The organism is Pelorhabdus sp. sgz311001 (assembly GCF_055901755.1).
On sequence record NZ_JBVXUT010000005.1, the window covers coordinates 138,708 to 162,229 of the forward strand.

Annotated in this window: 23 protein-coding genes and 1 tRNA gene; 5 read left to right on the plus strand and 19 right to left on the minus strand. The window is 41.6% G+C overall.

Translation table 11 applies throughout. The annotated features are described in order from the left end of the window. Positions 1-14: 14 nt before the first annotated feature. Complete coding sequence (coaD, locus tag AC0MXB_RS13415) at positions 15-500, minus strand: pantetheine-phosphate adenylyltransferase (protein ID WP_474040211.1); 486 nt, start codon at positions 498-500, stop codon at positions 15-17. A gap of 16 nt (positions 501-516) precedes the next feature. Continuing rightward, positions 517-1,077, minus strand: a complete 561-nt coding sequence (gene rsmD, locus AC0MXB_RS13420; RefSeq protein ID WP_474040212.1) for a 16S rRNA (guanine(966)-N(2))-methyltransferase RsmD — start codon at positions 1,075-1,077, stop codon at positions 517-519. Between the two features lie 131 nt (positions 1,078-1,208). Here rsmD and AC0MXB_RS13425 point away from each other — a divergent pair, with 131 nt between their 5' ends. Further along, positions 1,209-2,873 carry a DUF4127 family protein gene (locus tag AC0MXB_RS13425; protein WP_474040213.1) on the plus strand — a complete coding sequence of 555 codons (1,665 nt, stop codon included), beginning with the start codon at positions 1,209-1,211 and terminating at the stop codon, positions 2,871-2,873. Positions 2,874-2,947: 74 nt separating this feature from the next. Here the strand turns inward: AC0MXB_RS13425 and AC0MXB_RS13430 are convergent, their stop codons facing one another. After that, positions 2,948-3,640 carry a C40 family peptidase gene (locus tag AC0MXB_RS13430; RefSeq protein ID WP_474040214.1) on the minus strand — a complete coding sequence of 231 codons (693 nt, stop codon included), beginning with the start codon at positions 3,638-3,640 and terminating at the stop codon, positions 2,948-2,950. Between the two features lie 180 nt (positions 3,641-3,820). Here AC0MXB_RS13430 and AC0MXB_RS13435 point away from each other — a divergent pair. Beyond that, positions 3,821-3,897 (plus strand) — tRNA-Pro (locus AC0MXB_RS13435). A gap of 63 nt (positions 3,898-3,960) precedes the next feature. Here AC0MXB_RS13435 and fusA read toward each other — a convergent pair. From fusA to AC0MXB_RS13475, 8 genes are all read right to left on the minus strand, one after another. Then, positions 3,961-5,997, minus strand: a complete 2,037-nt coding sequence (fusA, locus tag AC0MXB_RS13440) for an elongation factor G (protein ID WP_474040215.1) — start codon at positions 5,995-5,997, stop codon at positions 3,961-3,963. A 297-nt stretch (positions 5,998-6,294) separates the two neighbouring features. Further along, positions 6,295-6,804: a cob(I)yrinic acid a,c-diamide adenosyltransferase gene (locus AC0MXB_RS13445; protein WP_474040459.1), complete on the minus strand. Its 510-nt coding sequence runs from the start codon at positions 6,802-6,804 to the stop codon at positions 6,295-6,297. 19 nt (positions 6,805-6,823) lie between these two features. Further along, positions 6,824-7,240 carry a nucleoside-diphosphate kinase gene (gene ndk, locus AC0MXB_RS13450; protein ID WP_474040216.1) on the minus strand — a complete coding sequence of 139 codons (417 nt, stop codon included), beginning with the start codon at positions 7,238-7,240 and terminating at the stop codon, positions 6,824-6,826. An 85-nt stretch (positions 7,241-7,325) separates the two neighbouring features. Continuing rightward, positions 7,326-8,195, minus strand: coding sequence for a zinc metalloprotease HtpX (gene htpX / locus AC0MXB_RS13455; RefSeq protein ID WP_474040217.1), 870 nt, complete (start codon positions 8,193-8,195; stop codon positions 7,326-7,328). A gap of 142 nt (positions 8,196-8,337) precedes the next feature. Next, on the minus strand, positions 8,338-8,778 hold the full coding sequence (locus AC0MXB_RS13460; protein WP_474040218.1) for a type II toxin-antitoxin system RatA family toxin: 441 nt from the start codon (positions 8,776-8,778) through the stop codon (positions 8,338-8,340). Between the two features lie 14 nt (positions 8,779-8,792). After that, the gene (locus AC0MXB_RS13465) at positions 8,793-10,046 is read right to left on the minus strand and encodes an aspartate aminotransferase family protein (RefSeq protein WP_474040219.1); all 1,254 of its coding nucleotides are present in this window, start codon (positions 10,044-10,046) and stop codon (positions 8,793-8,795) included. 123 nt (positions 10,047-10,169) lie between these two features. Continuing rightward, complete coding sequence (locus AC0MXB_RS13470) at positions 10,170-10,451, minus strand: hypothetical protein (RefSeq protein ID WP_474040220.1); 282 nt, start codon at positions 10,449-10,451, stop codon at positions 10,170-10,172. A 77-nt stretch (positions 10,452-10,528) separates the two neighbouring features. Further along, positions 10,529-10,975 (minus strand): hypothetical protein, encoded by a 447-nt coding sequence (locus tag AC0MXB_RS13475; protein WP_474040221.1) that lies wholly within the window; start codon positions 10,973-10,975, stop codon positions 10,529-10,531. 156 nt (positions 10,976-11,131) lie between these two features. Between AC0MXB_RS13475 and AC0MXB_RS13480 the strand changes: the two genes are divergently transcribed. Next, positions 11,132-11,395 carry a hypothetical protein gene (locus tag AC0MXB_RS13480; protein ID WP_474040222.1) on the plus strand — a complete coding sequence of 88 codons (264 nt, stop codon included), beginning with the start codon at positions 11,132-11,134 and terminating at the stop codon, positions 11,393-11,395. Positions 11,396-11,408: 13 nt separating this feature from the next. On the opposite strand, the gene AC0MXB_RS13485 is transcribed toward AC0MXB_RS13480, so the two are convergent. Then, a complete protein-coding gene (locus tag AC0MXB_RS13485; protein WP_474040223.1) occupies positions 11,409-14,558 on the minus strand; it encodes an AAA family ATPase in 3,150 nt (1,049 codons plus the stop codon). 2 nt (positions 14,559-14,560) lie between these two features. Continuing rightward, positions 14,561-15,739 carry an exonuclease SbcCD subunit D gene (locus AC0MXB_RS13490; protein WP_474040224.1) on the minus strand — a complete coding sequence of 393 codons (1,179 nt, stop codon included), beginning with the start codon at positions 15,737-15,739 and terminating at the stop codon, positions 14,561-14,563. 153 nt (positions 15,740-15,892) lie between these two features. On the opposite strand from AC0MXB_RS13490, the gene AC0MXB_RS13495 reads away from it, so the two are divergent. Continuing rightward, positions 15,893-16,876, plus strand: coding sequence for a peptidoglycan recognition protein family protein (locus AC0MXB_RS13495; protein WP_474040225.1), 984 nt, complete (start codon positions 15,893-15,895; stop codon positions 16,874-16,876). 45 nt (positions 16,877-16,921) lie between these two features. On the opposite strand, the gene AC0MXB_RS13500 is transcribed toward AC0MXB_RS13495, so the two are convergent. The 4 genes from AC0MXB_RS13500 to AC0MXB_RS13515 form a co-directional block, all read right to left on the minus strand. Continuing rightward, complete coding sequence (locus tag AC0MXB_RS13500) at positions 16,922-17,833, minus strand: hydroxymethylglutaryl-CoA lyase (RefSeq protein WP_474040226.1); 912 nt, start codon at positions 17,831-17,833, stop codon at positions 16,922-16,924. 15 nt (positions 17,834-17,848) lie between these two features. Continuing rightward, positions 17,849-19,048, minus strand: coding sequence for a CaiB/BaiF CoA transferase family protein (locus AC0MXB_RS13505; RefSeq protein ID WP_474040227.1), 1,200 nt, complete (start codon positions 19,046-19,048; stop codon positions 17,849-17,851). A gap of 227 nt (positions 19,049-19,275) precedes the next feature. After that, complete coding sequence (locus AC0MXB_RS13510; protein WP_474040228.1) at positions 19,276-20,481, minus strand: MFS transporter; 1,206 nt, start codon at positions 20,479-20,481, stop codon at positions 19,276-19,278. A gap of 206 nt (positions 20,482-20,687) precedes the next feature. Further along, the gene (locus tag AC0MXB_RS13515) at positions 20,688-20,849 is read right to left on the minus strand and encodes a hypothetical protein (protein WP_474040229.1); all 162 of its coding nucleotides are present in this window, start codon (positions 20,847-20,849) and stop codon (positions 20,688-20,690) included. A 203-nt stretch (positions 20,850-21,052) separates the two neighbouring features. On the opposite strand from AC0MXB_RS13515, the gene AC0MXB_RS13520 reads away from it, so the two are divergent. Further along, positions 21,053-21,244: a hypothetical protein gene (locus AC0MXB_RS13520; RefSeq protein WP_474040230.1), complete on the plus strand. Its 192-nt coding sequence runs from the start codon at positions 21,053-21,055 to the stop codon at positions 21,242-21,244. Between the two features lie 193 nt (positions 21,245-21,437). Here AC0MXB_RS13520 and AC0MXB_RS13525 read toward each other — a convergent pair whose 3' ends face one another. Beyond that, positions 21,438-21,635, minus strand: coding sequence for a hypothetical protein (locus tag AC0MXB_RS13525; protein WP_474040231.1), 198 nt, complete (start codon positions 21,633-21,635; stop codon positions 21,438-21,440). 197 nt (positions 21,636-21,832) lie between these two features. Then, entirely contained in the window at positions 21,833-23,458 is a 1,626-nt protein-coding gene (gene hcp, locus AC0MXB_RS13530) for a hydroxylamine reductase (RefSeq protein WP_474040232.1), read from the minus strand. Between the last annotated feature and the right edge of the window lie 64 nt (positions 23,459-23,522).

The following is a 23,522-nucleotide window of genomic DNA, read 5'->3' on the forward strand; positions in this document are numbered from 1 at the left end:
TCTCCCAATCCCTTTTACATTCCATCATGAATACGCCGTACTACTTTATATTCTATACACTCAGGAACAAGCCCTTTGATCGAACCGCCAAACCGGGCCAATTCCTTAATGCCACTTGAACTAACAAAAGAATAATCGCTACTTGTCATCATAAAAATCGTCTCCATGGAAGGATCAATTTTTTTTATGAGTAACGCTCGCTGGAACTCATACTCAAAATCACTTAACGCCCGCAACCCCCGGACGATCAAGTTCGTATCTTGCTGACGAACATATTGCGTGAGCAAACCAGAAAATCCATCAACACGAATATTTGGTATATGTACGGTAGCAGCCCGCAGCAATTCAACACGTTCTTCCATTGTAAACAGCGGTTTCTTATTGGGGTTATGAAAAACCGCTACAATTAGTTCATCAAACATTTGACTAGCCCGTTCAAAAATATCTAAATGCCCGTTCGTGACGGGATCAAAACTTCCTGGGCAAACACCAATACGCACAACTGTTCCTCCTAAATCATTCTTCTTTTCGCATTACAAAAGCAATTTGTGTTTCGCCAAACTTTTCCGTACGCTTAACTTCTAAAAACTTTAGATTGTTCGGTAAAGTTTCATGCGCGGAATACTCCACTACAAGCACACCCTGCGGCGCTAAAATCGACTTGGCAGTATCAAGCTCTGCTAAAACCTTGCCAATCCAACCTCGATTATAGGGAGGATCACAAAAAACGAGATCAAAAATCTGGCCTTTACTGGAAAAAAAACGAATTCCCTGCAAAGCGTCAGTTTTTCTCACCTCACAAAAAGCTTCCATCTGCGTATAAAGAATATTTTCTTTAATTATGTTCAGACTTTTCGGGGCCACATCAAAAAACACCGCGCTTGCCGCACCACGGCTTAGCGCTTCTAATCCTAGATTTCCTGTACCGCCAAATAAATCAAGAACTGTAGCATCATAAAGCTTATCACGTAAAATATTAAAAAGAGTTTCTTTCACCCGATCTGCTGTAGGACGTACATCTAATCCTTTCGGCGCCTTTAAGCGAAATCCTTTGGCTTTCCCTGCAATTATTCGCATAAAAATCTCCATATGCCTAATGTAGTCATAATTTTACAAAAACCCAACTCTTTTGCTGCCATAGTTGACCGCAAACCTTTCCTAATTGTAAAATAAATAAGAAAAGTCCGCAACTTTTTTTGAGGTGAACCATGAAGCGCATATTCTCAGTCTTTTTGCTTGTAACTCTTTTTATTTCGATCTATTTATTTCATTTTCCTGTTACCAATAGTGAAACAATTAAAACAACACTGCCAATAGAAAATCCTTGGCTAACAATTCTATTAGTCCCCTTGGACAGTCGCCCGCCTTGTACCCAATTTGTTGATCAACTGGGGCGCATGTCTGGTATCAAAGTTATTTTGCCACCAGACGATTTGCTGGATCACTTTCGCACCCCTTCTGATAAAGCAGCTTTACGGCAATGGCTGAAAACAGCAGCACCCCAAGCCGATGCCGCCATCATTTCTATTGATATGCTGATTCACGGCGGACTCCTTTCTTCCCGCTTAGGCATGGGTACGTCCGAAGACATTTCAGAAACACTCGCTTTGTTGCAAGATATTCATCAAGGCTCGCCCCAAACGAAGCTTTATGCTTTCAGCATAATTCCGCGCCTGCTTGTTGCTGACGGTAGCGATTCCGCCGCCTATAAAAAAGATCTATTAAATTATTCTATCCTAAAAAACCAAATCGCTCTCTTTGAAAACCCCCTCGACTATAAAAAACTGCAAAAAATCGAATCACAAATACCAGCAAAAGTCATTGCCGACTATGAATCACTGTATGACCAAAACCTAAAATTAAACAAACAATTGTTAAATCTTGTCCATGATCATACCCTCTCAGAACTGGTAATCGGACAAGATGATGGACATTCCTTTGGAATTCCTAACTTAATCAAAGAAAAATTGCAAAATCTAATTACTCACGATGAAGAACTTGTCAATCACGTAATCGTTACGCGAGGCGCCGACGAAATAGCCGCTGATCTTCTAGCTCGCATCGCCGCCCAAAAAGCCCATAAAGAGCCTCGTATTTACGTAGCATACTCAACTGAAGAAGCCCCAGCTGTCATTATGCCCTATATGCCACACTCCGTACAAACAACCGTTCAAGAAAAAATAGCGATGCTCCACGGCCAAGAAGTTTCCACCCCTGATGAGGCGACCTTTTTACTTTATGTACATATCGGTACAAAAGAGACGACTGACGAAAAGAAAGAACAAGCAGCAAACGAAATTAAACGCTTTATGGCTCAGGGGTATCCTGTTGCTCTTGTGGACTTATCGGAAAATTTCTATGCCGATCAATGTCTCTTTCCCCTACTCTTAAAAGAAAAAGTAAAAGTTGCAGAACTAGCAGCCTATGCTGGCTGGAATACAACAAGCAATTCCATCGGCACAGCTGTCGCCGAAGCGTTTGCTGCAACGAGCACATTAGGCTCAGCTAATGAAATCCTCCAGCGTGATCAAGCGCGACTCGAATTTCTGTTTAGCCGCTTTGCCGATGACTATTACTACCAAAAAGAAATTCAGCCATGGATCAATAAACGAGTCACAAATCTAAATGCAGATCCCTATAATCTTCCTGATGCTAAAATACAAGATACAACCGAAACAATTCAACATTTCATGGCTGCCAAAAGTAAAGATTTTTTTCAAAAAGCCCTAAAAGGAAAAATTATCGTCTTAGAAGATCAAGCAGGAAAACGCCTGTATCGTATCCCGTCTTTCTCCATTGACAGTACGCTGCCTTGGGAACGCACCTTTGAAATCAAAGTGCAACCGCAATTTCAGCTTCAAATTGAAAACTAAGTTTAAAAAACTCTATTCTATCACGGTACCGCTTTGAAGCAAGAACCTGATAGAATAGAGTTTTTTATTTTTTCCTATAGGACACGTTTCGCTCCGAGAAAACGTGATTGATAATACGAGCTCGATAAAGAAGTAATCTTTACGTGCCCAGCGCCTGAACTAGCATGAATAAAGCTACCGTTTCCTATATAGATTCCTACATGAGACGGTCCAGGCTCATAGGTACTAAAGAAAAGCAAATCTCCTGCCTGCAGTTGACTAAGCGGCACTTGTGTACCGACAGCAAACTGCTCATCAGCCATTCGTGGCAAGGATACGTTTTGCTGACGAAACACGTACGTAATAAAACCAGAACAGTCAAATCCAGCCGGACTTGCGCCTGCCCATACATAAGGAACGCCGAGATACTGCATCGCCATATTTACTATCTGCTGACCGCGTCTTGAACTCCCACTGCGACTTGTCATAACAGCTTGTCCTCGATAGGCGCGCAGTTTTTCAAGCGTATCCGGACCGGCTACCCCATCCGCATAAATACCGCAAGATCTTTGAAAATCCATAACCGCATTGCGCGTAGCATTACCAAAAACGCCATCAGTTGTACCTTGATAAAAACCAGCTTCAGCCAGCTTTTGCTGTAAGACGCTAACATTAGTCCCCTGCGAACCAACAGTAAGCACATTCGGCGAAGCCTGCACGATCACCGTTGCATTACACCAAAAAACAACAATAGCAATAAAAAACATCATTCGAAAACTATACTTCATTCAACCACCTAGACCTTTTTATAAAATTTATCCTTTTGGTATATTTTATCTATTTTAGGATTCGATTACCAATCAAAAAATTCCCTCAATCAAAAGTCCTAATATTTAAGGAAAAAATAGGGGAAAATATAAGTTTTATGTTGACAGTGATAAAAATATAAGTTATACTATTAAACGTTGCGGGGCGTAGCGCAGTTTGGTAGCGCGTACGGTTCGGGACCGTAAGGCCGCAGGTTCGAATCCTGTCGCCCCGACCAAAAAAACCGAATAAAAAAACTCTAAGCATTTTGCTTAGAGTTTTTTTATGTCTACATATGTTTTTAAGCCTCTTCACTCACTTTAACTGTTTTCTGACTGGCAATAATCCCTTCCGCTACTTTCGGCGGTACTTCATCATAATGCGAAAAAGCTTGTGTAAAAACACCGCGTCCTTGTGTAATGGAACGAAGATCCACAGGGAAACGGAATAACTCGGCCAGTGGTACATGAGCCGTTACTTTGCCCAACCCATCATCAATTGGCTCCATTCCCAAAATCCGACCACGCTTGCCATTAATGTGACTCACAACGTCACCCATAAGATCTTGCGGCATCGTCACCGCAATCTGATAAACCGGCTCTAGTAAAACAGGTTTCGCCTGCAAAGCTCCTTTGCGCAAAGCCATGGCGCTTGCTGTTTTAAAGGCCATTTCAGACGAATCCACCGTATGATAAGAACCATCCGTCAACGTAACTTTCACATCAACCAACGGATATCCCGCCAAAATTCCGGACTGCAAGGCCTCCTTAACGCCCTTTTCTACAGCAGGAATATATTGTCTCGGTACGGAGCCACCGAAAATCGCATCCACAAACGCAAAATCACCGCCAGGAAGCGGCTCAACTTGCAACCAAACATGACCATACTGCCCATGGCCGCCGCTTTGTTTTTTATGTTTTCCTTCTACTTTAACTGTGCCGCGTATCGTTTCGCGATAAGGGATTTTGGGTAACTTGAGCGAAGCCGATACACCAAATTTCCGTTTCATTTTTTCCATCATAATATCAAGGTGTATTTCCCCAATCCCCTTCACTAACAGCTGGCGATTTTCTGTATCCTTTACGATTTGAAATGTCGGATCTTCATCTTGCAATCGCAGCAATGCAGTATTGACTTTGTCTTCTTCTCCCTTTTTAATTTCAAGTCCCATCACATACATGGGCTCAGGATATTCAATTGGTGAAAAAAGCGTACAAGAGGACTTATCACAGAGCGTATCACCTGTATTGCAGTCCTGCATTTTAGCAATAACAGCAATATCACCAGCCTGAACTTGCGTCACAGGAGTCTGGTTTTTACCACGCAAAACAAAGAGATGACCAACCTTCTCTTGTTTCTGTTTTGTTGCATTCATAACCGCCATATCTTGCTTTAAAACCCCAGACATAACTTTTACATAATTTAGCCGTCCCACAAAGGGATCAGCCGTCGTTTTAAAGACAAAGGCAGCAAAAGGATCAGCCGCAACCCCTTGTGGCGCTGGCAAATACCGAATAATACCATTTAACAATTCATCTATGCCCATCACCAACAGCGCCGAACCGCAAAGCACAGGAAATAGTTTTGTCTGCGTCACACCAGCAAGTACAGCACTGCGAATTTCCTCTACTGACAATTCCTCGCCTTCTAAATATTTATTCAGAAGATCATCGTCATTCTCTACAGCCGCTTCGATCAGCATCTGCCGATATAATTCTGTCTGTTCCGAAAGATTAGTCGGAAGTTCAACTTCTTGCTTTACTTTTCCCTGCCCCTTACGGTCATAACAATAGGCTTTATTTTCTATCAAATCGATAAAACCACTGAAATCGGTTTCTTGCCCAATTGGTATTTGCAACGGAACAACGCCATTGCCAAATTTATCGCGACATTCATCTAATACGGAAAAATAATCAGCATTTTCTCGATCCATTTTATTGATAAAAAACAGGCGTGGCAAAGCCATAGCCTGTATATATTTCCATGACTTTTCAGTTTCTACTTCCACACCGGAAGCTGCGCACACGGGAATTACCACACTATCAGCCGCCCGTAAAACGCCCTTCACTTCGCCCACAAAATCGGCATATCCTGGAGCATCAAGAAAATTTATTTTATTATCCTGCCATTCACAAGGCGCCATGCCGGTACTAATTGTAATCTTCCGTTTGATTTCTTCTGCTTCAAAATCAGTCGTAGCGGTACCGTCATCAACTCTTCCTAGACGAGTGACAACACCACCTTGAAATAAACAAGCTTCAACCAAGGATGTTTTACCAGACCCCCCATGAGCAACAATGCCGACATTTCTGAGCTTCTCCCTTTGATACTCTTTCATTTGACAGCCCTCCTCATAAGTGTGAATGCTTCCATATCCTAGCTAATACTATTGCTTTACAAAAAGTTTCTATATCTACCTGATAATTCCCTCTATTTTGAATCTTTTTCTTTTAAAAAAATATAACCGCAAAAATGCGGTTATAAAGGTAAAATATTGTCATTCGACTTATAAAAAAAGCGTAGCATACGCCGGAAAGGCTTTGGCACAGTCATCACATAGATCCGCAATTTCACTGCTATCCACTCCTTACAAGTTGCTTTGCTTTACTTTATGCCCCACCATAGTTTTTCGTGCTTATTTAGTGTTGCACTGATCTTCAAAGCGTTCCAATACAAAGCAGAAATCAGACAATCGATTTAAATAGACAGGTACAAAAGAATTGACAGTCTCCACCTTACTTAGGCGAAGCACCTGGCGTTCTGCCCGTCTTGTAACAGTTCGCGCTACATCTAGCAAAGCTGACGAATGAGCATTGCCTGGAATCAAAAAGCTCGTCAACGGCGGCAACTTTCCTTCAAAAGAATCTATAGCCGTCTCAATATCATGAATATCAGTTTCCGTAATATAAGCAGTATCTTCACCTAAACTAGCCAAATCAGCCATAAGCGACATAAGCTTCTTTTGTAATACAAAAATGGCCTCTTTGACCGAACTATCACTGCATTGACTTCTAGCCAAACCTAAGAAAGAAGTAATTTCATCAACAGATCCATAAGCTTCCACCCGCAGGCTATCTTTATCAACTCGTTCGCCAGTATATAATCCGGTAGTTCCTTTATCACCTGTTTTGGTGTATACCTTCATCACTTTCTACCCCTTTGTCTTATAAAATAATTTCTTGCTCTGTAAAGTAAATCGCAATTTCCCGTTGGGCGCTTTCGACACTATCAGAGCCATGAATGACATTACGGGACATCTCTGTGGCAAAATCGCCACGAATCGTACCAGGCTGACTATCTACCGGGTTGGTTTTTCCCATCATAGTTCTTACAATAGCAACAGCATCATGTCCAGAAACAACCATAGCCACAATCGGCCCTGACGTAATAAAAGAAACGAGGTCTGAAAAAAAAGGTTTCCCTTTATGCTCCGCATAATGATCATAAGCCTGTTCTTTCGTAAGTTCCAACAGCTTTAAAGCATTAATGGCAAGACCACGCCGTTCAAAGCGACGAATAATTTCGCCAATCAATCCCCTAGCTACACCATCAGGCTTTACTAGTACCAAAGTTTGTTCCATCTTGTTCATCCTTTCTGCTAAAAAACTATAAAGAAGTAAAAAAAGTTCTTCTTGAATGAGGGATATCACTCAAGAAGAACGAGAACTAGCGAATCCGTTTTGCCTGTTCTTCCAATCGAGCAATCCGTTCTCTTGTCGCTGGATGTGTGCTGAAAAGATTCATCAACCAATCAGCTTTGCCGCTAAAGGGATTCACAATAAACATGTGCGACGTAGCCGGCGTTGCTTCAGGCAATACACGATTTTGCGCATAATATTCGATTTTTTCCAAGGCTTTAGCCAATGCTAAGGGATTGCCGCAAAATACACCACCAGCCTCGTCCGCCAAATATTCGCGCGAACGAGAAATCCCCATCTGAATCAAAGTCGCCGCTAAGGGAGCAAGAATCACCAGAAATACAAAATTCAAAATACTGGAAAGTCCATTCTCGCCTTCCTCATCATTTCGACCCATGCCAAAAAAAGCCGACCACTGAGCAATATTAGCAATCATGGTAATAACACCAGCTACAGAAGCAACCACGGTGCTAATCAACGTATCGCGATGCTTTACGTGTCCTAATTCGTGAGCTAAAACGCCCTCTAATTCCGGCAACGTTAACGCACGCATAATTCCTGTGGTTACCGCAACAGCAGCATGTTCAGGGTCTCGGCCTGTTGCAAACGCATTGGGAACATCTGTGTCCATAATATAGACTTTCGGCATCGGCAAAGCTGCTCTCTGCGCAAGACCAGAAACGAGGCGAATTAAATCAGGCGCCTCGGAGGCGTTTACTTCCCGCGCCCCATACATATTCAAAACAATTTTATCACTGTACCAGTAACTGGCAAAATTCATTAGAATCGAAATTACAAGCATAATAGTCATGCCTGCTCGACCGCCAAACAAGGCGCCTACAGCCATCAAAAGCCCCGTCATAGCCGCCAGTAAGATCACAGTCTTGAAGTTATTCATAGTTGTTCCCCCCTGTCTTTTCAGACAAATCTATGCAAATTAAAGAATAGACAGTTCATGTGCGATTCCTTGTCAATCACCTCCTCCATAGAAAAAGGTAAATTTTTAATAATATTATATACTGAAACGACAGGGAAAACAACTAATTACAGCCTTCTAAGCGCTTTTTCACAGCGGCGAGCATAAGTTGACTATTTTCTTTGACCTTATATTTTAATAAAGGATGAAGCAGTCCGGCAAGCATAGGGATGCCAAATTCAAAGTCAACCGTAAGTTCCACCAGTGTACCGTTTTCTTGTTCACAGAGCTGCCAAGCACCTTGAAATCGTTTCAAATCTCCAGCAATTTGCTCATACTCAATTCGCCAAAGCTCCTCGCGAAAAAGGTCCCTTTCGGTCCAACAAATCATCCTGCCATCAACATTCGAAACCCATTGACTAATCGTTATGGGTTTCCGCTTTTCTAAAATAGTAACACGAACCAAATTGGGCATAAATTCAGGGTATTTTTCCATGTCACTTAAAACAAGATAAAGTTCTTGTGGTGAAGCAGCGATTTCCTGACTGACTTTTACACAAGGCATAATCATCCCTTCTTTCACGATAAATCTTGCAAAATTCCACGAACTTCTGCCAGGCTATCATAAAAAATTTCGATAACCTGGGCAAGTAGTTCATAGGAAATAATAAGAGGCGGCTCTAACCGCAATACTTTCGGATTATTTAAAGTATAGGCCGCCAGCACGCCACGCGCCAAAAGCGCCGCCATAAGCGCCCCACCTTGTCCTTCTTGAAAAAATTCGACTCCGATCATCAAGCCACGCCCACGAACATCATAAATAAGATCAGGATACTGCTCTTGCAAGGCTCGTAGCTGCGCCAATAAAAATTCTCCCTTTTCTTTACTTTGCTGACAGAGGTTTTCTTCTTTTATTACACCAATGGCCGCTAGCGCTGCAGTTGCTGCCAACGGATTCCCGCCAAAGGTAGACGTATGTAATAAAGGATGCTCCACGTAAGGCTGCCAAACCTGCGGCGTCGCCGTAAATGCCGCTACAGGCATCACCCCCCCGCCCAAGGCTTTTGCTGTTGTAAGTATATCTGGTTCAACCTTATAATGATTTACAGCAAACCATTCGCCAGTTCGCCCTAAGCCAGTCTGCACTTCATCACAAATCAATAAAACGCCTTTTTGCCGGCAAAGATTACTCACAGCCAATAAATAATCATCTGGAGGAACAATAATGCCCCCTTCACCTTGAATGGGCTCTAGTATTACAGCAGCGACTGAATCATCTAGCGCTTCTTCTATAGCTAACGCGTCACCAAAAGGAACATGAATAAACTCCTTTAGCAAGGGTTTAAAGGGATCGCGAAATATTGCGCGCCCCGTAGCACTCAGCGCCCCAAAACTTTTCCCATGAAAAGCGTTGTGAGCGGCAATAAACGTACTGCGCCCTGTAGCAAGACGCGCCAATTTTAAAGCGCCCTCGACCGCCTCCGCACCGCTATTGCAAAAAAAAGAGTATTGCAAATTTCCCGGCATAACTTCGGCCAGCAAGGCCGCTGCTTCACCTAGAGATCGATTAAAAAAGACCTTGCTAGATAAAGGCATCACGTCTAATTGCTTTTTGACTGCTGACACAACTGCCGGATGACGATGCCCTAAACTAAAAACCCCATAGCCGCCTAAACAATCAATATAACGCTTTCCCTGATGATCTGTGACAAAACAACCACTAGCACTGCATTCCACCTTATCTAGACCGAGATACCGAAATAATCGTGCCAGCGAAGGATTCAAAAACTGTTCATACTGCGAAATTGTTTCACCAACCCATTCTTTGTCCATCTATTTGCCTCCCTACTAGTATCAAGTTCTACTTATTCTATTTGTATTGTCCAAAAAATAAATCATGACAAAATAAAAACTCCGCATTTAGCGGAGTTTTTATGAAATCACAGTATAATTCAATCAGTTCAGATGAAAAAACTCATCAGATCCAACCGGTTTGACTAAAGTAGGCAGAGGATGAGAAAGTCCTTGTTTTTCCTTAACAAGCTTTGCTGTTTCAAGAATCCAAGACAAATTACAAAAATCGCTATTGTCACCAATACAACTCACGCTATTACACTGAGGATTGCTACAGGCATACCATTGTAAAGTTTCCTGACTTGGCGATAAACTTTTACGGGGAAGCATTAAACTCTGGCATTTACGGCAAAGGATCTTAGTTGATGAACGAGCAGTACTCATGAACTCATAGCCTCCTTATCTATTTGGGAATAGCAAGCACTCGAAGTTTACATGGTAGAAAACGCTTTAGACTTAAATTAAGCGAATACGGAGTTTCTCCGGCCGCGCCTATGGAGCAAGCGTCGAATCGCTACCGCCTGTTCCGCTTGCAGCACAGCGTAGTAAGTTTTAGACGTGCCCTGCTGGTAAGCAATCAGCAAAAAAGGATATTCCTTACTCAGTTGCTTTGAATACAGACCTAAAGCAGCAACAGCATTGCGTTGCAATGATTGTAAGGAGGTAAGCTGAACTGATAAAATATTGGAATAGGGCACAGTAATATGGCACAGCATCAGCAAGCGATTTGTATCATCAAGTAGCAAAAAAGCTGGCAAAGGGTCACGAAGAACTATAGCAGGATAAGATCCCCAGTAATAAACCCGAAATAGCTCTCCCCGCTTCGCAGTTGCTGAACGCAGCCGGATTACAAAAAAGAATATGACTAATGAACTGGCGCCTAAAAGCAATAGCAGCATTTTCATCATTCCTTCTTCGTTTAATATTATATTTTCTACAAAAAACTACAAATTCCTCTGGTTTTTTATTTTTATTTTGACATTTTTTTCACATTAAAAAGCTTACACTAACAATAAGTCTTTTTAATAAAGTCTCATTTATTTCATCACTTAGGAGGAAGTCTCTTGCATATAACCTTTGACGAATATATCTATTACGGATTGCTCATAACCATCTTAAGCCTTTACCTTCGCTTATATGTAAAAAATCGTCATGAAATAAAAAAAGACAAAAAAGCAATTTCCCGTTGGGGCATTGTTTGCTCTTTTGCCGTAATTGGTATTATGGGATTTTTCTTTCACCTGATTGCCTGGCCCGCAGCACTTCTTTCCAGCGTTGCCGCTTGCGCGATTGCTTACTATGTGATCTTTATAAAATATCCAGTATAAAAAACTTCTCTCATTACACAATATGAAACTCAGCAGAACTTCCATTTTTAAACGCCTGAACTTCCAATCTGGCATCAACCGAAGCTTTCAGCTCTGGTACATGCGAGATAATTCCAACTAAACGACCCGAGTGTTGTAATTCCATAAGCGTTTCAATCGCACTATCAAGCGATTCAGGATCAAGCGTACCAAAACCTTCGTCAATAAACATCGTTTCAATATGAATTCCACCGGAATATGACTGTACTACATCAGCAAGCCCCAAAGCCAAGGCCAGAGAAGCCTTAAAGCTCTCTCCGCCTGATAAGGTTTTTATATGACGAGTTCGACCTGTATAATAATCAAACACCTCAATTTCGAGACCACTTTGGCCATTCCCTTTACCACGCGACGCAATACGACGCATCAAATAACGGCCTGCCGTCATTTTTTTCAAGCGTAGATTGGCTGCAACTATAATATCTTGAAAAAAAGCCGCTAGTACATATCGTTCAAAACTCAGTTTTTCCTGGTTGTCGCCTTTGGCAACTCGTGCTAAATGACCGACAACACTAAATTCTTCCTCGATATTTTCAAGCGCCTGCCAAAGTTCACCTAGTTTTAAGAGTTGTCTTTCGTTATTTTGTAAACGGAAGGCAACTTTATTTTTTTGAACCAAGAAAGTTTCTCGCTCCGATTGCATAAAAACCTTCTCCTGCTGTAACAGAGCAATATCAACCACTTGAACACCTTGCGTCTCATATTCTAAGCGAATTTTATGTTCTTGCGCCGCTCGCAAATCTAATTCATAAGCACGAACCGATTCTTCGAGTTCTTGAATTTCTTGCGGCGTTCGTTGCGCTTGTTCATACATCTCATCTGAAAGAAAATCGGCTGCTTGCAAAGCTGCCTGCCATTGTAAAGCGGCTGCCGTAAAAGCAGTTTGGGCCTCGAGTAATGCCTCGTCCGCCTGCTTTTGCTCCGTCTCTGCCTGCGCCCTTTTTTGATCAGACTGACGAAAAGCTTGTTCCGCTTTCGCTAACGCAGCCTTTAAAGTTTCTTGCCGTTTTTGAATTTCCGTTATTTTAGCTTCTAACAGAGCAAGAGAACGAAACTGCTCAGGCACTTCCGATCTAAGAGTTTTAAATAAAGCTTCCTTCGTCTGAACCTGCCCCAAAAGCTGCGAATGCCTTTGATCAAGTTCACTAACCTGCTGCTCTTGTTTATAGATGGCCTGCTCGCTCTGCTCGAGGCTTTGTCTAAGCCCCTCACTTTGTTGTTTACAAGTGTCAAGATGACCAAGTTCTTCTACGAGCTGCTGAATTTCAGCAGGCCATAACTGACTTTTCTCAGCAATAAAACTTGTTAACTGCTCTTGTTGATACTCAAGCAGTTCAGGTCCTTCTAGCGCTGCCAATTCTTGCAAATACTCATCAACTTGTTTTTTTTGCCTTATGCCCTCCGCGTAGTTTTGCTCAAAAGCAATCCGGCTCTGTTCTGCCGCTTCACGCAAAGCCTTACTTTTATCAAAAAGACTTTTCACATGATCTTCCGATGGCAAATCTCCGTGAAAAACAGTCGGATTAGGATGATGGGCAGAGCCACAAACTGGACAAGGCTCACCCGCTTGGAGCGACTTAGCTAATAAAGACGCCTGCCCCGATAAAAACAGACGGTACTGTTCATCATAGAGCGTCTGACAAGCTTCATAGCGTTTTTGCGCCGCATCTCGATCATTGCGCTTTATTTTATAAGCAGAGCGCAGTTTTTCTAACTCAGCTTGCGATTGACTCCATTTGTTCAGCCACTGCAATCTTTGCTCTTTATGATTCTTCTCTTCTATTTTTACAGCTCGCGATTCCAGCTTTAATCGCATTTTTTCTAGTAAAGCTTTATTGTCTTTTAATTGTTCTTTATCGCTTTCAATAATTTTCTTATTTTGAGTTAGCTGCTGTTCCTGCAATCGCAAAGTTTTCTGTTCTTCAGCCAGCTCTTTTTGCGTTATAGCAAGTTGCTCGAGTTTCTCTCGTAACGAAGTGAGCTGAGTTTCTTCAATAAGCAATTCCCGGCAAAGCACTTCATTTTTTAGAGTTTCGTTATAATGAGCTTCTGCTGCTTGAAAGGAAAGGAGAGACTCCTTGTGAGCCGCCGACGCTTGCACGCCTCTCATTGTTTTGATCTTTTTATCATCAGCACAGCGAGTTAGATATTCCTTTTGTGGCAAAATAGTCAAAGCTTTCCGCGCTTGCTTCAATAATATCTCTTGTGATTTTTTTTGCGGTTGCAGTACTTCTAGTTCAGCCAATTTCTGCTTTACCTCAGTCAATTCTGCCAATTTTTGATTTAAACTTTCCGCCTGAAAAATCAACTTCTCTTTCTCTTGCAAAAGTCGTTCCTGCTCTTTGATTTGCTGATCAACACCTGACAAAGTCTGCCGATCTGTCTCTAAAGCAAGTTTCAGTTCGGTAATCAAAGCGGGAGCTTGCCAGGATTCTCCCTCTACTAAATCTGTTAAAACAGCATGATCGGTTACATCAAGCTTGGCCTTTGCTTCACCTAGTTTAATTTTAATTTCCTGAACAGACTGTAACAAAGCTTTCGCTTTTTCTTCTAAGCGCTGCTGGACTTGACGAAACCCTTCCGTACCAAATATCTTTTGCAGGATTTCCTCTCTCATTTTACTATCAGCCGTCAAAAGCTCGCGAAATTCTCCTTGCGGAATCATAATAATTTGCTTAAATTGATCATAGGTAATCCCTAAAAGCTGCAAAATTTTTTCATTTACTTCTTTAATACCACAAACGCTCTCTTTGGCATCGCCAGAAAGTTTCTGCAGCTCAGCCTCAGCATTTTGATCCATAAGACCTTCGCCACGCAATCTTTTCCGTTGCTGTTTCGGTACGCGACGAATATAGTATCTTTCCCCTTTTAGCTCAAATTCCAGTTCCACCGCTGTAAGTATATCTTCGTTGGCAAAATGACTGCGTAGACTTTCGCCGTCACGATCTTGGCCACTAGCCTTTCCATACAGACCATAGGCAATCGCATCAAGAATTGTTGTCTTTCCGGCCCCGGTGTTGCCGCAAATGACAAACAAATTTCGTCTGCCTAACAGGGTAAAATCAATTTCTTGCTGAGACGCGTAAGGCCCAAACGCTGTCATAGTCAATTTCAGTGGCCGCATCGTCACTCTTCCCTTCCTGCGGTTTCTACCTGTGCAATAACTTCCGCTAAAATTTGTTTTTTCGTTTCATCAAAAGTCTGACCAGTCATATTACCATAGAAATCTTCAAAAAGTTCTAGTTTTCCTTGCTGTTTATAGCCTTCGCCAGCAGCTGTTTTTTCGCCAGAAACAGCTCCTTCATTGCGCAAAAAATCAAGCCCTAAAACATTTGGATACAGCGTACGCAGTTTGCCCATGGGATCAAGAATCTCCGCTTGATCCGTTAAAGTTACAAAAAGATAGTCATTCTTTGCTGCTTCTGGCAAAAAATCGGGCATTAACAGCTCTTGTATCGATCCCGTCACTTTACGCATATCCCGTTTTTGTTGTAATACTTTTTCCTCAATGGTAATTGCTTGATCTTTCCCAATTGTAAGCAATGTAACTGATTTCTTCTGAGCTACTTCTGAGGCAGAATATTTCAATAAAGATCCTGCATAACGCACCCGCTCCGTACCAGCTTGCTGGGGTCTATGTAAATGGCCCAATGCTGTATAAGTAAAGCCAGAAAAAAGTTCTACATCCACATAGTCAGCCCCGCCAATTGACAAGGTGTAAGATAAGGGTTTTTCCGATTCACTGAGTGTAAGTTCCTTTATGCCCCTTACAAAACCATGAGTGACTAATATATTACGCGCAGTTGCATCCCACTCGCTTTGAATCGCTTCGATCATCACCTTCATTGCAGAATCATGATCTCTAGCAGCCTCTGCTTGAAAAACATCTCTGACTAAAGCCGGCGGCGCATAGGGAAGTAAATAAAAATGAACAGGTCCATATTCGTCGCTTAAAGAAACCTTTTTAATCTGCTGCGTCAAGGGCCCTGCAATATATAATCCCCCTGCCTCAAGTAAATGACTGCCAAATCCGAGCCGATCCGGGCTGTCATGATTTCCGGCGATCATCAGTATGGGAATTTTTAATTCAAGCAGAATTGTGCTTAAAGTCTTATCAAGCAATTCCACTGCCTCAACTGGCGGGATAGACCGATCATAAACATCACCGGCTATCACTAACGCATCAGGCTGCTCTTCTCTTAAAAGATCAATCAACGATGCCAAACAAACAGCTTGATCTTCTGTCATATAGACTTGATTTACAATTTTGCCAATATGCCAATCACTTGTGTGAATAATTTTCATGATTTTTCTCCCAATAATTCACGCATTTTCTCAAATCTATTGTAACATAACGGTCAATCTTTGCTTCTTCGCGGGAAAATCTTCTTATTTAAAAATCATTTAAATCGCAGTATAATGAACATATTATTTTATTTTAATTTCATTGGAGAATATATGATGAACCGAAGAACTTTTCTAAAAAGATCACTTTACAGCTGTTCTGTTCTCTGGTTCGGGCAAAATATCGTAGACGCTTGCTCCGCTCTGGCGCAAGAATTGCCTCCACCTCCGAAAAAGCCAGCAAACATCAACAATGTACAATGGTCAACAACAAATGTAAAACAAGGACAACAAGTCTATTTTCAAACAACAATTGATCTAACAGGAAATGTTGAAATTATAAAAACAGAAACAGCAGACTCACTATTCTTTCTCATTAAAAATTGCCATGCTGAAAAATTTATCAAGTCTTTTGCCTGCCGTAATGTTTTCGTCAGCACCCTAGACATAAAAGAAATTGCTAAAAAAGATACACAACTCCGTCTAAAAATCGCCGACCCTTCCCTTGCACCAGAAGTTCGTTATACCTTAGCCGAGCAGCCAGGAAATACTCGCCTTTACCGTCTAACGATTCAAGTCGGCACATTCAGTCGTCCCAAAGCGTTAAAAGAAAGGGACTTAGCGATTCTCGAGACAGCGTTCGCTTTTGGTCCCCTTGATACAAGACCAGCTACCGATTTAATTGTTATTCACCATGTAGGCCTCGTCGATGAAGATGTAAGCGCCGCTAAGATTCACGAATGGCACCTTGCCAACGGTTGGTCCGGCATTGGCTATCATTATGTCATTCGCAAAAATGGTCGCATTGAGCGAGGCAGACCGCGCGACACAGTCGGCGCTCATGCATATGGTTTCAACAAGACATCCATTGGTATCAATCTTGTCGGCAATTTTGAAGATGTCGAACCAAAAGAAGCGCAAATCAAAACGGCAGCAAAACTCATTGCCGCCTTATGTAATCTTTATAATTTTTCACCTGATGACACCTCAGTTGTAGGCCATAGAGATTTAAACGACACGCTTTGTCCGGGAAAGAATCTTTATGTCCAAATGGGAGACCTACGGGAACAGGCTGCAAAGCTCATGAAAATCAACTAAAACAGCTGTCCGCCAGAATAACTCTGACGGACAGCTGTTTTCAATTTATAAATTATCGTACTTACAAGCTGAAGCAAGGTGGCCTGTGAGCACAGGCTGAATCTTCGTCTTAACAATTTCTACAACAGATAAATATTGATCCAAATCAATACCTGTTTGAATTCCCATGCGATGAAACATATTGATCATATCTTCTGTCGCCGTATTTCCAGCAGCGCCAGGGGCAAAAGGACACCCCCCCAGACCACCAATCGCTGATTCAAAAACAGTAATCCCAGCTTCAAGACCTGCCAAGGTATTGGCTAATCCCATTCCGCGCGTATCATGCAAATGCAACGCTACTGTAATATTAGGATAATTTGTTTTCACAGCCTGAACTAATGAATAGACTTGTTTAGGGTCACCCACGCCAATCGTATCGCAAAGAACTACATAGTCTACGCCCAAATCAACAGCTGACTGAATAAGCGATAAAACAAGTTCCTCCGGTACTTGACCGGCAAAAGGACAGCCAAACGAGGTAGCGGCTGCCAAACGTATGGTCAAATCAGGCAGTTCTTTAATAATTGCTGCAAGATCAGCTAAAGACTGTTGTCGCGTTCGATTTATATTGGCCAAATTATGTTTTTCGCTGGCCGAAATTACGTAAGTTACTTCCCGAATTCCTTGACTATAAGCCTTTTTAGCGCCTTGTAAGTTCGGCACTAGGGCTTTCGCTTTTAAACCGACCTGTTGATATTTTTCTAGAGCGGCAGCGGCAACCGTTGTTGCATCAGCCATTTGGGGAATCGCTTTAGGATGTACAAAAGAAGTAACTTCGATACTCTTCACCCCAGCCGCCATTAAACCATCAATAATTTCCATTTTGACTTCTGTAGGAATCCATTCTTTAATATTTTGAAAACCATCACGTGGTCCAACATCAATCACTTCTACTTGTTGTGGTAAATGAAGCATTATCGACTCCTCCTTTTAAATAACTCCTTCATCTTGCAAAGCTGCCAGTTCCACAACGGAAAGACCAAGCATCTCCTGCAACACGGTTGCATTATGTTCGCCAAGCCCCGGAGCGGGAGTGCGGATATCTGCTTTTGTTTCGGACAATTTAATATGAGGACCAGTCAAGAGCATTTCGCCCGCCTTCGGATGCACCGTCTTTACAAACATCTCTCTAGCGCCGGCAATATGAGGATCTTCGGCTACCTGCGCAATGGAATAAATCGGCGCTGCGGGAATCCCTGCAGTTAGCAGTGTATCAACGATATCCGCTACAGTACGGTTTTTCGTCCAGCTCTCAACAATTTCTTTAATTGCCACATGGTTTTGAACGCGATCTTTAGAATGAAGAAATTCTGGTTTTTCAATGAGCTCTGGCTGACCAATCACTTGGCAAAATAACCCCCAGAGTTTATCATTGCCAGCACCAATAATAACTAAGTCATCTTTCGCTTGGAAAGAGTCATACGGATACACCGATTCATAGCGATTGCCAATACGTTGCGGCAGACGATGTTCTACAAAATAAATCATATTAATAATTTCCAAACTAGCCACTGCCGAATCGACTAGCGCCACATCAACCATTTGTCCCCGATTCGTCTGATAGCGGCTGTTAACAGCTGCTAAAATCCCAATAGTTACGGAAAGACCGCCTAATACATCGCCCATAGCCGTACCAGAACGAGTTGGATTGCCGCCAGGCCAACCGGTAGTACTCATTAAACCGCTCATAGCCTGACTGATAATATCGTAGCCAGGCCGTTTCGTGTAAGGACCATATTGGCCAAAACCCGATACAGCCGCATAAATAATACGCGGATTAATTTCCTTAAGAACGTCATAATCAAGCCCCAGCTTCTTCATCGTTCCAGGTCGGTAGTTTTCAACGACAATGTCAGCTTTTTTAACAAGCTCTTTAAAAATTTCCTTTCCCTTAGGGGATTTCAAATTTAACGTAATACCTTTTTTATTCCGATTTAAATTCATATAATAAGCGCTTTCACCATTTTGAAACGGTCCCATGTGCCGCTCGTCAGCGCCTTTACCAGCTTCTTCAATTTTGATAACATTGGCCCCCATATCGGCAAGCATCATTGTCGAAAAAGGACCTGCTAGTACCCTTGTTAAATCAAGAACTGTTAATCCCGCCAAAGCACCATGATTTTGCGTCATACAATCATCTCCTATAAGAATTTATAGAATCTTATATTTGCAACAATCATGCCAAATAAAAAAAGCAGCGAATCCGCTGCTTTTCACAATCAAACATTTCATATATGAGATACTGCTTATTCTACTTTTCTTTTCCATCCTGCATATTCAGCAATAAAACCCAATCAATTTGCCGATAAATTCACAAAATTCATTTTTAGTATGTATATTTCATTTTCAAAATGAAATTACTCTCTAATTTCATGGGACGACCCTTGTTTATCGTAGCATAACATTAAAACGAAAGCAGTCACAAACAGAACCGACGTGACCCAGAAAATAGAGGATAACGAAAAATGTAAGGATAAGACCCCAGCTGATAAGGGCCCCAGCATATTGCCAAGCAAAGCCGCTGAACTGGTAATTCCAAAAGCGACACCGCGTTTTTCTTCAGGAATCAACAGCGTTAACAGCGTATTGGAACTGGGAATCATCGCTCCAATAAACAGACCATTCAAAGCGCGCAACAAACCAAAAGTTATAATATCCTGCGCTAATAATTGACCTACAAAAGTAATTGCACCACCTAAAGCTGCAACGAGCAAAATTCTACCATGGGAAACATGGCGACTAATAAAACCCATACTTAAAGATGCCAAGGCACTAGCTACCCCGCCGATAGCAATCATCGTTCCGGAAATACTCGCAAGAAGTTCTGTTCCAGTCACCATGGACTGAATATAAATTGGCAGAATGGGGCCGATACTTTGTGTGGCAAACTGCGTCAAAAACTGTATAAATAAAATAGCCCCAAGACCAGGCAGCGCCCAAAAATAACTGAAACTTTTTAAAATCGATTCTTTTTTAGCACGCCTTACCGGCGTGAATTTTTCCCTGACTGCCAAATGACTTAACCCTAAAGCCACAAGACACAAAATGCCAAAAACAAAAAACGGCTGACGGTAGCCAAAGTGATCGGCAATAACACCGCCAAGCATCGGACCGACAGCGCCGCCTACAATCATAGCAGTCTGAAACAAACCGACAGTAAAAGCAATCTTATCGCGCGGCGACATACTTGTCACAAGCGCTGTGGAAGCGGCGACAAATCCCCCGCAAAGGCCTTGAAAAATACGTAAAGCTAGCAGTTGATATACGTTAGCCACATATGCCATAGCAATAATAATCAGGCCAAACAGTAGTAATGTTTTTTCCACCATGGGTTTACGACCTTTGCGATCAGCTACAGTTCCCCAGTAAGGATTAGAAATAGCCGCCGCAAAAGAAGATGCACCCATGAGGACACCCGCCCATAAACCAATTTCTCCAGGGTCGCTGATTCCTAAGTGGGAAACATATAGCGGTAAAAATGAAATCATTCCAGTAATAGCAATTGTTCCAATGACTTGAACAAACCACATAACAGCCAAACTTTTCTTCCACTCTGCAACCAAAGATCCAACTTCCTTTGTTTACTGAAAATATTTCAGTTTTCTCATATCATTTAACTAACCTAAGCTTAACACATTCACAAATGAAAAAACAAAGCAAATCATATAAAATTTTGCTTAAAGCAGCAAAACGAAAGCCTGAGCAACCAACAGTATGAAGTGTTGATTGCTCAGGCAGGAAAATAACCTAGTTCGATTCCCTAAAGTAATTACAATAGAAGATTATCTAAGAGAATAGCACCTGCTAAAACAGCAGCCATGTACAGCCAACCTAAAAATACGCTATTCTGCGAAGATTTTTCTACTGTAATATGATCCTTTTCTTCTTCTGATACATTGCAATATTTTTCATGACAGTAAGCGTTTGCCACGGTAATCATCTCCCTAAAAAGCAGCAAGTTTTTTAACTGCCTTTATTATATACTTACAAAATCGCTTTGTAAATGATAATGATTATTGTTTAAATTTTAAATTTACTATTACTCTTTTGAATTATATAAATCTTTATATTGACAATCAAAAAAAAACATAGCATATTAATAGCAAGATACTATTTATAGGCGAGGTTAGTGTAATGCCCATTGATATAATTTCCAATAGTTCTCCTAGTCAATTAAATCAAGTCACAAAAAAAGCAAACCCTTCTGACCACCTTCTACACTATCTAGGTGATGATCTTGATGTAGGGCCTGCTTATATTGTAGAACTCTCCGCTAAAGGCCGCGAGTTACAAAAAAATAATCCGGTAAGAATCGTACGTCTCTAACGTTTAGCGAGTAAGCTGTTTTTTTTGAATTTGCCGATTAAAGCCCAGATCAATCGTAAAAAAGAAAAGATTATTATAGAATAGTCGGCTATCAACGACTGACTAGGCAGTCGATACGTTCCATATAATACCACATGCGAGAAAAAGCAGCAAGGAAAATATCCTTGCCGCTTTTTTCTTGCAGAATAATCACTTACGAATTACGTAAAGTTTCTGCAATATCATATCGTTCCATTTTCTCAAGCTTCTTTATGACTCGTTGCAATGTTGGTCCCATCCGATGCGCAACGCCATTTTTATCCTGAAAAGCAAAACCGAAGTTACTGCAACAAATTTTTTCAGAACCATTCGTCCAAATAATTGGGGTAAATACTCTTGTTGGTCTTTCCATTTACATTCCCCCTTTTATATTTATAATATTCTTCTCTGAAAAGACACCTTTTCCTTTCCTCCTTTAGTCCTAAAAGTTGCTTTCCAGCTATAATTTTTATTACTTAATAAAGTAGATGTACTGGATTATAAAAGGGATTTTACAAAAAAAGCGAAAGAACTGAAAAGTTCTCTCGCTTTTTTGCAAAACAATAATTTCTAGCCGATCAATTTTGCCAAATCTGCTTCTACTGTACTAATGCCCGCAATCCCAAAATTCTCTACAAGAACTTTCGCAACCTGCGGTGACAAAAAGCCTGGCAGAGTTGGACCTAAATGAATATTTTTAACACCTAAATAAAGTAATGCTAAAAGTACAATCACGGCTTTTTGTTCATACCAAGCAATATTATAAACAATGGGCAGCTGATTTACATCATCGAGGCCAAATACTTCTTTTAACTTAAGCGCTACAAGCGCTAATGAATAAGAATCATTACACTGTCCGGCGTCAAGAACACGAGGAATCCCGCCAATATCACCGAGTGGCAGTTTATTATAACGATATTTTGCGCAGCCTGCCGTGAGAATCACCGTATCTTGCGGCAGCTTTTCGGCAAATTCAGTATAATACTCTCTTGACTTCATCCGGCCATCACAGCCTGCCATTACAACAAATTTCTTAATAGCGCCTGATTTTACAGCTTCAACAACCTTATCAGCAAGAGCTAATATTTGTCCATGGGCAAACCCGCCGACAATCGTTCCCGATTCAAGTTCTTCCGGTGTTTTTAACGTTTTCGCCATAGCAATAATCGGCGAAAAATCTTTTTTCCCCGCCGCATCAGCGGCAATATGCATACACCCTGGATAGCCGGCTGCACCTGTCGTAAAAATCCGTTCCCTTACTTCTTCTACTTTAGGCGGCACAATACAATTTGTTGTGAAAAGAATAGGGCCGTGGAATCTTTCAAACTCACCAACTTGTCGCCACCAGGAACCGCCATAATTACCTGCTAAATTCTCGTACTTTTTAAAAGCAGGATAATAGTGAGCAGGCAGCATTTCGCTATGAGTGTATACATCTACACCCGTTCCTTGCGTCTGCTCTAACAACTGCTCCAAATCTGTCAAATCATGACCAGAAATTAAAATAGCCGGATTTTCACGCACGCCAAGATTTACTTTTGTAATCTCTGGGTTGCCATATTTGCTCGTATTCGCTTCATCCAATAGCGCCATAGCTGCTACGCCTAGTTCACCTGTCTTTAACGTAAGGGCAACCAGTTCATCTACGGCTCGATCATGCAGTGTAGCATCAAGCGCTTCATAGATAAAAGCATAAATTGCGGGATTTTCTTTGCCAATCTGCAGGGCGTGATGCGTATAAGCAGCCATGCCTTTTAGACCATAAATGATTAATTCGCGCAAAGACCGGATATCCGCATTCGTTGTCGCCAATACGCCGATGCTATTCGCTTTTGCCAGCAGCGACTCTTTCGTAGAAACAGTAAAAGAAGCTGCATCAATCTCATCAGAATAACCGCTTTTCTTTTTTAAGGCGTCGCGCAGTTCCAGCATTTTATGAATTTGTCCTTCAATAGCTATCTCATCAAAATTCGCATTTGTAATAGTAATAAATAAACTTTTTAAAACTTCATGGTTTACTTCAGCCATTTCAGCCGGATTTAATTTTCCGTGAACAACCACATGAGCAATTCCCTTAACTGTATAGATGAGTAGATCCTGTAGTTTTGCTACTTCGGCGGTCTTGCCACAGACTCCCCGCACCTCGCAGCCCGTTCCCTTTGCGGTTTCCTGACACTGATAACAAAACATACTCACTAAAAAAACCTCCTCAAAATTATTTGAAAATTACTTATTTTGTGGACTATTAATAAAATTTGTC